Consider the following 11,738-nt stretch of genomic DNA (forward strand, 5'->3'; position numbering starts at 1 on the left):
AGGCCTACGCTCGGGCCGTGCTGCGCATCCTCGACGCCCGAACCGGTGAGCCCGTCGCCGCCGCGCCCGCCCGGCGTGGCCTGACCCGCATCGAGGCCTACGCCTCCGGCCTCGACCTGACGGCCCTGCGGGTACTGCTCACCGCCGACGTCCTGGTCCGCGCCCTGGAACTCGGCGGTACCCCCGTCTGGGCCACCCTCACCGCACCCCACCGGCACGCCGAACTCCGCACGGCCGCGACGACCCTCGCCATCCGTCCCTTCGAGGACGGCCGCGACCTCGCGTCCGGGCTGGGAGAGGCGCAGGTCATCCATGTGGTGGCCGGGAACGCCGCGACCGTGCCGGGCGAGGGCCCCCTGCTGACGGTCGCCCCGGCAGAGTGGAAGGCGGCGGAGCCGGGGGAGGAGGAGCAGCCCCCCACCCCCCGCCCGCCGGGTGAGCAGCCCCCTCACGACCTCCCGGTCCTCCTCTCCGATCCCACGGCCCTGCGTCTCGCTCTTCTCTCCCTCCCCCGGAACACGGCGGTACGGCTGGACGCCGGCGCACTCGGAGAGGCCGCGCAGAGCCTCGCCCGCTTGCGGCGGGCGGTCGCCGGGTGGGCGCGGCAGCCCTCGCGGCCGGTGCCCGATGCGGTGCGCGTGCGGTTGCGGGCGGCGTGGGAGGCCGATCTGGACCTGCCCGGGGTGCTGGCCGTGCTCCGGGAGGTGGAGAACGCGCCGGAGCTGCCCGACGGGGCCCGGTTCGAGACGTACGTGTACGCGGACCGCCTGCTCGCCCTCGACCTCGCCCGTGACCTCGGGAGTCTCGCGTGATCGAGCGCGCGGGCACGGGCCCGCTGCGCCGGCTGATCGTGCTGCGGCACGCCAAGTCCGCCTGGCCCGAGGGCGTCGAGGACCACCGCCGTCCGCTCGCGGCGCGCGGCCTGCGGGACGCCCCGGCCGCCGGACGTGCCCTCGCCGAGGCCGACTGCCTGCCCGACCTCGCCCTGTGCTCCCCCGCCGTACGTGCCCGCCGCACCTGGGAACTGGCCTCCGCCCAGTGGGGCACGCCGCCTCCGGTGCGCTACGACCGCAGGCTGTACGGGGCGGACGTACCGGAACTGCTGGAGGTCGTGCGCGAGGCGCCGCGCGAGGTGGAGACGCTGCTGCTGGTCGGGCACAACCCCGGCCTTGAGGAGCTGGTCCTGGAGCTGGCCGGGGACGGTCTGGAGGACACGCTCGAGCAGGTGCGCCTGAAGTTTCCGACCTCCGCGATCGCCGTTCTGACCTGGCGCTCCACCGGCTGGCCGGCCCTGGCCCCGGGGACCGCCCTGCTGACCGCGTTCACCGTGCCGCGGGGCAGGAAGGAGAAGGGGTAGCCGAGCCCGGCGGACGCTCCGCGATCAAGGACGGCGCGGCGCTCGCATAGGCTGGCGGGATGCAGGACCAGTACCGCACCGTAGCCCGCGCGGGCGTGCACGAGACCGAGATCAACCGCTCCCGTTTCCTGTGCGCCCTCGGCCCGGCGGCCACCGAGCAGGAGGCCCAGGCGTTCGTCGCGGCCGTCCGCAAGGAGCACGCCGACGCCACGCACAACTGCTGGGCGTACGTCATCGGCGCCGACGCGTCCGTGCAGAAGGCCAGCGACGACGGCGAACCGGGCGGCACCGCCGGCGTGCCCATGCTGCAGATGCTGCTGCGCCGCGAGATGCGGTACGTCGTCGCCGTCGTCACCCGGTACTACGGCGGTGTGAAGCTCGGTGCGGGCGGGCTGATCCGGGCCTACGGCGGCGCGGTCGGGGAGGCCCTGGACGAGGTCGGCACACTCACCCGGCGCCGCTTCCGGCTGGCCACGGTGACCGTCGACCACCAGCGCGCCGGCAAGATCCAGAACGATCTGCGCGCCACCGGACGAGAGGTCCGCGACGTCCGCTACGGCGAGGCCGTCACCATCGAGATCGGCCTGCCCGACGCCGACGTGGACGCCTTCCGTGCGTGGCTGGCCGACGCGACGGCGGGCTCGGCGAGCTTCGAGCTGGGCGGAGAGGCTTACGGAGACGCGTGAGGTCCGGCGCCCGTTCGGGGGCGTCCGGACCGCACACGTCTCAGACGTTCACGCCTCCTCGGAGACCGTGCTCCGCGGGCGCGGAATGCCGAGGGCGCACAGAGCGCCGACGAGGACCACGGCGACACCGACCCACACCGCGGGGTGCAGTCCGTCGACGAACTCCTGGGGGCTGCGGGTGCTGCCGTGCGCCACGAACACCGTGCTGAGGACGGCGATGCCGAGCGCCCCGCCGATCTCGCGGACCGTGGTGTTCGCGCCGGAGGCCTTGCCCGCGTGCTCCTTGGCGACCGAGGCGAGCACCACCGCGGCCGTGGGCGCGAAGACGAAGCCCATGCCGATGCCCGCGACGATCATCGGGCCGACCATCGCCGAGTACGCGGTGTCGGTGTCCGCGACCAGGTTGATCCAGCCGAGGCCCACCCCCTGCAGGAACAGGCCGAGCGCCATCAGCCGGCCGCCGCCGACCTTGTTCGTGAGCACACCGGCGACGGGGGCGACGAACATCGGCATCAGCGTCCAGGCCAGCGTGCGCACACCGGCCTCCAGCGGGGTCCGCGGGGGCACGATCTGCAGGTACTGGGCGAGCAGGAACAGCGAGCCGAAGACGCCGAAGTACATCGCCGCCGAGACGATGTTGGTGAGCGTGAAGGCCCGTATCCGGTAGAAGGACAGGGGCAGCATCGGCTGCGCGGACCTGCCCTCCCAGAACACGAACACGGCGAGCAGCACCGCACCTGCGGCGAAGGCGCCCAGCACCTTCGCCGAACGCCAGCCGTCCGTGTCGCCGTGCACGATGCCCCACACCACGGCGCACAGTCCGGCCGCGGCCAGCAGCATGCCGACCAGGTCGAGGCGGATGCCCGGCAGCGAGCTCTCGCGCAGCGTCAGCAGGACGAGGGGGACGGCGACGACGCCCACCGGCACGTTGATCCAGAAGATCCACCGCCAGTCCAGCCCGTCGACCACCGCACCGCCGACCACCGGGCCCATCGCGACGGCCAGGCCGCTGATCCCCGACCACAGGCCCAGCGCCAGCCCGCGCATCCGGTCCGGCACGGCCTGGGACAGCAGGGTCAGCGACAGCGGCATCACGGCCGCCGCGCCGAAGCCCTGGATCGTGCGGAAGGTGATCAGCTGGGCGCTGGTGTCGGCGAGACCGCAGCCCGCCGAGGCCAGCGTGAACACGATGATGCCGAGCACGAACACCTGCCGGCGGCCGAACCGGTCACCGAGCGCGGCTCCCGTCATCAGCAGGCAGGCGAAGCTGAGGACGTAGGCGTTGACGAACCACTGGAGCTGCTGGGTGTCGGCCTTCAGGTCGACCGCCAGGGTGTGCAGGGCCGTGGAGACGACGAGGTTGTCGAGCGCGACCATGAACATCGGCACGCTGCAGGCGACGATCGCGAGCCAGAGCGGAACGCGCCGACCCGTGCGCTCCGGGCCGGCGACGACCGGATCGTCGAGGACCGGGTTTTCTTCGGACAGCGTCATGACGGGGGTCTCCTGATGGGGGTGGGCGGGGTCAGGCGTTCGTGTTCTGCTCGGCCAGCCGCCGCTTGGCGTCCGACCAGTCGATGGGCAGGCCGGCCGCCGGGACCTCCCAGAAGGTGAAGACCGACTGCTTCATCGTGGACCGCAGGCCGGTCATGATCGACTTGTGCGGCTCGGTCCGGGCGTAGGTGTACAGCGCGTCCTTGTCCTGCCAGGCGGAGAGCGTCCAGAAGGTGCGCTTGAAGGGTTCGGCGATGAGCGAGGCGCCGTAGGCGCCGGGCGCGCCGGAGACCTGCCTCCAGGCGACCAGGGACTTGAGGAAGAAGCGCGGTACGTCCTTCAGGGAACGGACCTCCAGGCGGGACGCCATGACGAACGCCTCGGCATCCGGCGCGGGCGTGTTGACGGTGTTCCAGGGCAGGGTCGGCATGGCTGCGGCCTTCTCGGGTCAGAGGCAGGGCGAGGGGAGGGACCCAAAATTGGATACCTCTACTATCTATGTTAGACAGTAGAGGTATCCAGTTTTCAAGAGCGGAGCCGACCCGATGCGCATGTCCGAGCTGAGCCGCCGCAGCGGCGTCTCCGTCACGACGATCAAGTACTACCTCCGTGAGGGCCTGCTCCCGGCCGGCCGGCAGACCGCCGCGACCCAGGCCGAGTACGACGAGCAGCACCTGCGCCGGCTCCGCCTGATCCGCGCGCTGACCGGTGTGCGCGGGCTGTCCGTCAGCACCACCCGGGACCTCCTCGACGCCCTGGACCAGCACAGCGGCGACACCCACCTCACCCTCGGCCTCGCCCTCGGCGCGATCAGGCTGGCCGAGGAGCCTGCGGAGCAGGCCCCCGAGGCCGCCGAAGTCGACGCACTGGTCAAGGAGTTGGGCTGGGACGTGCACGAGTCGGCGCCCGCGCGTGCCGCGCTCGCCGAGACCCTGGCCTCGCTGCGCTCGCTGGGCGTCCCGCGGGACTGGCACACCCTGCTGCCGTACGCCCGTCTCGCCGAGCGGACCGCGGCCCTCGATCTCGACCAACTGGACGGCATCGAGGACCCGTTGGAGCTGGCCGAGCGCGCGTTGCTGCTGACCGTCCTCCTGGAGCCCGCGCTGCTGGCGCTCAGGCGCATGGCCCAGGAGAACGAGTCGGCGCGGCGGCACACCGGGCACTGAGACGCGTCAGGACGGCTCGCGCAGGATCCCGGCCGCGGCCTCGGAGCCGGCCGAGAACGCGGCCTCGTGGGAGCCGATCAGGTCCGGGCCCAGCCGCTTGGAGTGGAAGTACGACCCGGCCGGCTTGACCTGGGTGCCCTCGTTGGCGTCGTGGATCACGTCCTGCCGCTCGCGCAGCGCCATGTCGATGACCGGGTGGGTGTAGTCGAACTCGCGGATGACCGTCTCCGGGTCGGCCCGGCGGGGCGGGTCGAGGGTGACGAAGTGGTCCCGCCCGGCCTCGAAGTCCTGCAGCCGGTTCAGGTAGTAGGTGACGAAGCAGCGGGTCGCGCCGTCCACCTGGACCTTGCCGTAGTTCCATGCCCGCCGGCTCCCGGCGGCGGCGGGCATCAGCGTCGGGTCGGTGTGCAGCACCACGCGCGAGCTGCTGTAGCGGACGCCCTCCAGCGCGGTGCGCTGGGCGTTCGGGGGGTTCTGCAGCAGGGCGAACGCCTCGTCGGTGTGCGTGGCCGGCACCGCGTGGTCGAACCTGCGTCTGTGGGAGACGGCCGTGCTGGCCCCGCGCAGCTCGTCACTTGCCGAGGCCGCCCAGCCGCACCTGGTCGAACTGCACAGACAGACCTCGGTCGGTGCGACGCTGGCCATACGTGACGGCGTGGAGAGCGTGTGCCTGTCCGTCGTGACCCAACCAGGCCGACATCGCCGAGCTGTACACCCATCCGGGCGGCCGACTGCCGCTGCACGCCTCCTCGGTGGGGCTGGTGCTGCTCGCCCATGCCGGCGAGTCCGTGCGGAACGCGATCTGCGCCGGTCCGCTGCCCGCGTGCACGCCCACCACCATCCCCGACGGCACCGCACTGGGCCGCTGCCTCGTGCGGGTCGCACGCGAGGGGCACGCGCTGGTCCACGGCATGCTCACCGAGGGATGGGGCGGGCTCTCCGTCCCGGTGCGCGACAGCCGTGGCGCCGTCGTCGCCGCCGTCGGGGAGGTCGGGCGCGTCGACCTCGTCCAGCCGGTCCGCCTGCTGCCCCACGTCCGCGCCACGGCCGAGGCCATCACACGGAGCATCCGCCCGCACGGCTGGCGGGACGCGGAGGTCGGCACGTGACGCTCATGACAGCGGCCCGGTGGCACCGCGGCCGACTTTTGTCCACATCGAGGTGATTTCCGGGCATACCGGGCACGGTTGTCGGTCGTGCATCGAGGTCCGTGGTGGATCAGGTGTGCCGAGGCATTAGCGTGGTGGGTGCTGTGCGCGAGCCTGTCCGGGTTCGTGCGGGTCCTCGAGGTGTGGATGGGGTAGTCGTGCGGGCCGGAGCGGTTTCGTGAGAGTGCTGCACACGTCCGACTGGCATCTCGGCCGGGCCTTCCACCGGGTGAGCATGCTCGGCGCCCAGGCCGACTTCATCGGCCACCTGGTCACCACCGTGCGCCGCCACGCGGTGGACGCGGTGGTCGTGTCCGGAGACGTGTACGACCGCGCGGTACCCCCGCTCGCCGCGGTCGAGCTGTTCGACGACGCCCTGCACCGCCTCGCCGCCCTCGGCGTGCCCACGGTGATGATCTCCGGCAACCACGATTCAGCCCGCCGCCTCGGTGTCGGCGCCGGACTCATCGACCGCGCAGGCATCCATCTGCGCACCGAGCCGTCCGCCGCCGGCACCCCGGTCCTGCTGGCCGACGCCCACGGCGACGTGGCCTTCTACGGGCTGCCGTACCTCGAACCGGCTCTGGTCAAGGACGAGTTCGCGGTGGACAGGGCCGGCCACGAGGCCGTGCTCGGCGCCGCCATGGACCGCGTCCGCGCCGACCTCGCCGGCCGCCCGCCGGGCACCCGCTCCGTCGTCCTCGCCCATGCCTTCGTCACCGGCGGCCAGGCCAGCGACAGCGAGCGGGACATCACCGTCGGCGGAGTCGCCGCCGTACCCGCCGGAGTCTTCGACGGCGTCGACTACGTGGCGCTCGGCCATCTGCACGGCTGCCAGACGATCACCGAGCGCGTGCGCTACTCCGGCTCCCCGCTCGCGTACTCCTTCTCCGAGGCCGGCCACCGCAAGAGCATGTGGCTCGTCGACCTGGACGCCGACGGCTCGGTCACCGCCGAGCGGCTCGACTGCCCGGTGCCGCGCCCGCTGGCCCGCATCCGGGGCGCCCTGGACGACCTCCTCGCCGACCCCGCCCTCGCCCGCCACGAGGATGCCTGGGTCGAGGCCACCCTCACCGACGCGGTCCGCCCCGCCGACCCCATGGCCCGGCTCGCCGAGCGCTTCCCGCACACCCTCAGCCTGGCCTTCGACCCGGAACGGGGCCCGGGCGACCCCGACGTGTCGTACGCCCGGCGCCTGGTCGGCCGCAGTGACCGGCAGATCGCCCAGGACTTCGTGGCCCATGTGCGCGGCGCCGGGCCCGACGAGCAGGAGGCGGCCGTGCTCGGCGAGGCCTTCGACGCGGTGCGCGCCGACGACACGGTGCGGGAGGCGGCCCGGTGAGGCTGCACCGGCTCGACATCACCGCCTTCGGCCCCTTCGGCGGCGCCCGGAGCGTCGACTTCGACGCACTGTCCGCCGCCGGGCTCTTCCTGCTGCACGGTCCCACCGGCGCGGGCAAGACCTCCGTCCTGGACGCCGTCTGCTACGCGCTCTACGGCTCCGTGCCCGGCGCCCGGCAGAGCGGCCAGGGCATGCACCTGCGCAGCGACCACGCCGAGCCCGGCACCCGCACCGAGGTCCGCCTCGAACTCACCGTAGCCGGACGCCGGCTGGAGATCACCCGGCAGCCGCCGTGGGAACGGAAGAAGCTGCGCGGCACGGGCACCACCGTCGACAAGGCCCAGACCTGGCTGCGCGAGTACGACGCCACAGCCCGCGCCTGGAAGGACCTCAGCCGCTCCCACCAGGAGATCGGCGAGGAGATCACCCAGCTGCTCGGCATGAGCCGCGAGCAGTTCTGCCAGGTCGTCCTGCTGCCCCAGGGCGACTTCGCCCGCTTCCTGCGCGCCGACGCCGAGGCCCGCGGCCGTCTCCTGGGCCGCCTCTTCGACACCCAGCGTTTCGCCGACGTCGAGAAGCGGCTCGCGGAGCGCCGGCGCACGACCGAGGCGCGGGTACGGGAGGGCGACGCGGCGCTCCTCGCCGACGCGCACCGCATGCAGCAGGCGGCGGGCGATGCGATGGAGCTGCCCGAACTGAGCCCCGGCGAGCCCGGCCTGGCCGAGGCCGTCCTCGGTGCCGCGGCCGTCGCCCGCAGCACCGTGCGGGAGCGCCTCACCGTCGCCCACAGCCGCCTGGCCGCCGCCGAGTCCCGCCGCGCCGAGGCACAGCGCACCCTGGACGACGTACGCGAACTCGCCCGGCTCCAGGGCCGGTTCGCCGAGGCCCGGCAGCGGGCCGAACGCCTCCAGGAGCGGGCCGGTGCCCACCGGGAGGCGCAGGAGCGGATGGCGCGCGCCCGCAAGGCGGAGACGGTGGCGCCCGCGCTGGAGCTGCGGGAGGCCGCCGAGGCCGAGCACGGCGGGGCCGCCGAGGCCGAGGCGCGAGCACGCCGTACGCTTCCCGGCTCCTACGCCGACGCCGGCCCCGCGGGCCTCGCGGCCGCCGCCCGCCGCGCCGCCGAGGAGCTGGGCGGTCTCGAGTCGGCCCGGCGCGCCGAGCGGCGGCTCGCCGAACTGGTCGAGGAGCGGGCCGGGCTGGACCGGCAGGAACGCGCCGACGAGGACGTCCTGCGCGAGGCCGACGCCTGGCTCGCCGAGTGGGACGCCACGCGCGCGGCCATCCAGTCCCGCACCGAGTCCGCGCAGGAGGCGGCCACCCGCGCCGAACAGCTCGCCGTCCAGCGTGAACCCGCACGACGGCGCCTGCACGCCGCACGCACCAGGGACGAGCTGGCAACTGACCTGGAGGAGGCGCAGCGCCGGGCCCTCGCCTCCGGACAAGGTGCCCTCGACGCCCGAGCCCACTGGCTGGAACTCAAGGAACAGCGCCTGAACGGCATCGCCGCCGAGCTGGCCGCGCACCTCACCGACGGCGAACCCTGCGCCGTCTGCGGAGCCACCGCACACCCGGCCCCGGCCCGCAAGGTCGCCGGACACGTCGACCGCGAGACCGAGGAACGTGCCCAGGCCGCCCACCGGCGCGCCGAGGAACAGCACACCGAGGACGAACGACGCCTCGGCGTCGTACGCGAGGCCCTGGCCGCAGCCACCGCCGAGGCCGGCGACACCCCCACCGCACAGCTCGCCGCCGAGGCCGACCGGCTGGAGAGGGACCATGCGCGCGCACGCCGCGACGCCTCCGCCCTGCACGCCGCCCAGGAGGAGCTGCGCCAGGCCGAGCGCGAGCGCGAGCAGCGCCTTCAGGCCCGTCAGGAAGCCGCCGTACGGGCCGCCTCCCGGCTCACCCGGCGCGAGACCCTGGAACGCGAACAGGCGCTCCTGGAGCAGGAGTTGACGCAGGCACGCGGAGCCGCGACCAGCGTGGCCGCCCGCGCCGCGCAACTGGAGCGGCAGGCGACGCTGCTCACCGAGGCCGCCCACGCCGCGAGCGCCGCACAGGACGCCGCGCAGCGGCTCAAGGACGCCGACGCCCGCCTCGCCGACGCCGCGTACCGCGCCGGCTTCGAGACCCCGCAGGCCGCGGCCGCCGCGCTGCTGGACGACGCGGCCCACCGTGACCTCCAACACCGCCTGGACGCCTGGCAGTCGGAGGAGGCGGCCGTACGCGCCGCACTGGCCGAGGCCGACACCGCGGCCGCCGCGCAGCAGCCGCCCGCCGACCTCGGCGCGGCGGAGCGGACGGCGGCCGAGGCGGAACGCCGGCTGCGCGCGGCCGCCTCCGCACGGGACGCGGCCGGCCGCTGCTGCACCGAGCTGGACCGGCTCTCCGCCCGTGCCGCCGCCGGAGTACGCGCCCTCGCCCCGCTGCGCGCCGAGTACGACCGGGTGGCCCGTCTGGCCGCGCTCACGGCGGGCACCTCCGCGGACAACGAACGCAAGATGCGCCTGGAGTCGTACGTCCTGGCGGCCCGCCTGGAGCAGGTCGCCGCCGCCGCGACCGTACGGCTGCAGCGCATGTCGTCCGGCCGCTACACCCTCGTCCACTCCGACGACCGCACCGGGCGCGGCCGCAGCGGCCTCGGGCTGCACGTCGTGGACGCCTGGACCGGCCGTGCGCGGGACACCGCCACCCTGTCCGGCGGCGAGACCTTCTTCGCCTCCCTCGCCCTCGCCCTAGGCCTCGCCGACGTCGTCACCGACGAGGCCGGGGGCGTCCGCCTGGACACCCTCTTCATCGACGAGGGCTTCGGCAGCCTCGACGACCAGACCCTGGACGAGGTCCTGGACGTCCTCGACTCGCTGCGCGAACGCGACCGCAGCGTCGGCATCGTCAGCCATGTCGCCGACCTGCGCCGCCGGATCCACGCACAGTTGGAGGTCGTCAAGGGCAGGTCGGGGTCTTCGCTGCGGCAGCGGGGCGGCTGACGGTCAGCGGCCGAGCGGACGCCGGGGCAGCGGTGAGGAGTACACGACGCTCGTGGTCACCGAACCCAGCGCGCCGATCCGGCCGGATATCTCCTCCAGATGCGGCATCGACCGCGCGGCGACCTTGATGACGAAGCAGTCGTCGCCGGTCACATGGTGGGCCTCCAGGATCTCCGGGGTCACCGCCACCAGGTCGTGGAAGGGCTTGTAGTTGCCGTTCGGGTAGCGGAGCCGGACGAACGCGAGGATCGGGAGGCCGAGACGCTCGGGGTCCACGACCGCCGCGTACCCCTGGATGACACCGGCCTCCTCCAGCCGGCGCACCCGTTCGGTGACCGCGCTCGGCGACATGGAGACGGCGCGCGCCAGCTCCGCGTAGCTGGCCCGGCCCTCCCGCTGGAGGACCTCGAGGATGCGCCAGTCGGTGGCGTCCGGGGAATACACGGTCATCCCGGATGGATAGCAGGGAAAACCCCGGCCGATCAAGGGGAAGCCCGGGGATCACCACTTCAGGCGCCCGGCCTGGCGCCATAGATTTCTGGCCATGATCACCAACTCCGTGAACCCCGTCCTGCGGGTCGCCCCCGCCGCCCCCGCCGAGGCCGCCGCCCACTTCCGGGCCGCCCTCGCCTTCCACGCCGACGTCTCCGACGTGGCCGCCGCGCTCGCGGCCGACGGCGACCCCGGCTTCGTCGTGATCGACACCCGCTCCACCGAGTCCTGGGACCAGGGGCACGTCCCCGGCGCCGTCCACCTGCCCACCGCGCTCATCCCCGAGCAGGCCGAGCAGCTCCTCGACAAGTCCGTGCCCGTGGTGACGTACTGCTGGGGCCCCGGCTGCAACGGCGCCACCCGCGCCGCCCTCGCCCTGGCCGAACTCGGCTACCGGGTCAAGGAGATGCTCGGCGGCTTCGAGTACTGGGCGCGGGAGGGCTTCGCCTACGAGACCTGGCAGGGGCCGGCGCGCCGGGACGCCGACCCGCTGACGGCACCCGTGGACGGCGAGTGCGGCTGCTGACACCCGCCGTGTAGGTTCTGCGCATGGCTCGATACGCGGATCCAGGCGCACTGGAGTGGGTGGAGTCGGGCGGCGGCCCGCTGATAGCCGTACCGGAGACGGTGCTGCCGTTCTGGGCGGGCGCCGACAGCGAGGAGCTCGCCACGGACTACGACCGCGCGTGCGAGGTCGACGGCCAGGTCGGCCTGCTCCCGGTCGGCGACAGCACCGCTCTCGTCCTCGGCGACGAACCCGCCTCCACCTCGTACCTGCCCGACCACGGCACCTTCGTGCGCTGGTCCGCCGCGAACTCCGAGAGCGAGCTGCTGGCCCAGATCCCCGGCGCTCTCGACGCGGCCGTGTGGGAACACGAGGTCCGCTGGAACGTGCCCGGCCCCGTGGTGCTGTTCGACTCGGCATGGCCGGGCGGCGCGGCCCAGGGCGAGGAGCACCTGCGCGTCGCGCTGGAACCGGGCGCGTACGCGGTGCGCGCCGCCTACACCCAGCCCGGCCCCGAGACCTGGGTCGGCCTCGTCCAGCTCAGACGGCTCGCGGACTGAA

Annotated in this window: 13 protein-coding genes; 9 read left to right on the plus strand and 4 right to left on the minus strand. The window is 73.9% G+C overall.

Translation table 11 applies throughout. The features are described from left to right. Positions 1-17: 17 nt before the first annotated feature. From FB157_RS36245 to FB157_RS36255, 3 genes are read left to right on the plus strand one after another with little or no spacing between them, the layout of a single operon-like run. A complete protein-coding gene (locus FB157_RS36245; RefSeq protein ID WP_145884969.1) occupies positions 18-812 on the plus strand; it encodes a hypothetical protein in 795 nt (264 codons plus the stop codon). Beyond that, on the plus strand, positions 809-1,357 hold the full coding sequence (locus FB157_RS36250; RefSeq protein ID WP_145884970.1) for a histidine phosphatase family protein: 549 nt from the start codon (positions 809-811) through the stop codon (positions 1,355-1,357). The genes FB157_RS36245 and FB157_RS36250 overlap by 4 nt, the downstream gene beginning before the upstream one ends. A 59-nt stretch (positions 1,358-1,416) precedes the next feature. Further along, positions 1,417-2,043 (plus strand): YigZ family protein, encoded by a 627-nt coding sequence (locus FB157_RS36255; protein ID WP_145884971.1) that lies wholly within the window; start codon positions 1,417-1,419, stop codon positions 2,041-2,043. A gap of 48 nt (positions 2,044-2,091) precedes the next feature. On the opposite strand, the gene FB157_RS36260 is transcribed toward FB157_RS36255, so the two are convergent. Together FB157_RS36260 and FB157_RS36265 are read right to left on the minus strand one after the other, a co-directional pair. Then, the gene (locus FB157_RS36260) at positions 2,092-3,426 is read right to left on the minus strand and encodes an MFS transporter (RefSeq protein ID WP_261386768.1); all 1,335 of its coding nucleotides are present in this window, start codon (positions 3,424-3,426) and stop codon (positions 2,092-2,094) included. A 142-nt stretch (positions 3,427-3,568) separates the two neighbouring features. After that, a complete protein-coding gene (locus FB157_RS36265; protein WP_145884973.1) occupies positions 3,569-3,967 on the minus strand; it encodes a DUF3291 domain-containing protein in 399 nt (132 codons plus the stop codon). A 115-nt stretch (positions 3,968-4,082) separates the two neighbouring features. Here FB157_RS36265 and FB157_RS36270 point away from each other — a divergent pair, with 115 nt between their 5' ends. Continuing rightward, complete coding sequence (locus FB157_RS36270) at positions 4,083-4,703, plus strand: MerR family transcriptional regulator (protein WP_145884974.1); 621 nt, start codon at positions 4,083-4,085, stop codon at positions 4,701-4,703. A gap of 6 nt (positions 4,704-4,709) precedes the next feature. Here FB157_RS36270 and FB157_RS36275 read toward each other — a convergent pair whose 3' ends face one another. Further along, entirely contained in the window at positions 4,710-5,348 is a 639-nt protein-coding gene (locus FB157_RS36275; protein WP_186581849.1) for a hypothetical protein, read from the minus strand. 62 nt (positions 5,349-5,410) lie between these two features. Here FB157_RS36275 and FB157_RS36280 point away from each other — a divergent pair, with 62 nt between their 5' ends. From FB157_RS36280 to FB157_RS36290, 3 genes are all read left to right on the plus strand, one after another. Then, a complete protein-coding gene (locus FB157_RS36280) occupies positions 5,411-5,812 on the plus strand; it encodes an IclR family transcriptional regulator C-terminal domain-containing protein (protein WP_261386769.1) in 402 nt (133 codons plus the stop codon). A gap of 217 nt (positions 5,813-6,029) precedes the next feature. Beyond that, complete coding sequence (locus FB157_RS36285) at positions 6,030-7,193, plus strand: exonuclease SbcCD subunit D (RefSeq protein WP_145884976.1); 1,164 nt, start codon at positions 6,030-6,032, stop codon at positions 7,191-7,193. Continuing rightward, positions 7,190-10,180 carry an AAA family ATPase gene (locus tag FB157_RS36290; protein WP_145884977.1) on the plus strand — a complete coding sequence of 997 codons (2,991 nt, stop codon included), beginning with the start codon at positions 7,190-7,192 and terminating at the stop codon, positions 10,178-10,180. Before FB157_RS36285 ends, FB157_RS36290 begins: the two co-directional genes overlap by 4 nt. A 3-nt stretch (positions 10,181-10,183) precedes the next feature. Here the strand turns inward: FB157_RS36290 and FB157_RS36295 are convergent, their stop codons facing one another. Beyond that, the gene (locus tag FB157_RS36295) at positions 10,184-10,630 is read right to left on the minus strand and encodes an Lrp/AsnC family transcriptional regulator (RefSeq protein WP_145884978.1); all 447 of its coding nucleotides are present in this window, start codon (positions 10,628-10,630) and stop codon (positions 10,184-10,186) included. A gap of 94 nt (positions 10,631-10,724) precedes the next feature. Here FB157_RS36295 and FB157_RS36300 point away from each other — a divergent pair, with 94 nt between their 5' ends. Beyond that, a complete protein-coding gene (locus tag FB157_RS36300) occupies positions 10,725-11,198 on the plus strand; it encodes a rhodanese-like domain-containing protein (protein ID WP_145884979.1) in 474 nt (157 codons plus the stop codon). A 23-nt stretch (positions 11,199-11,221) separates the two neighbouring features. Next, positions 11,222-11,737 carry an immunity 21 family protein gene (locus FB157_RS36305; protein WP_145884980.1) on the plus strand — a complete coding sequence of 172 codons (516 nt, stop codon included), beginning with the start codon at positions 11,222-11,224 and terminating at the stop codon, positions 11,735-11,737. Position 11,738 lies beyond the last annotated feature (1 nt).

Source organism: Streptomyces sp. BK340, assembly GCF_007827595.1.
Lineage (GTDB): Bacteria > Actinomycetota > Actinomycetes > Streptomycetales > Streptomycetaceae > Streptomyces.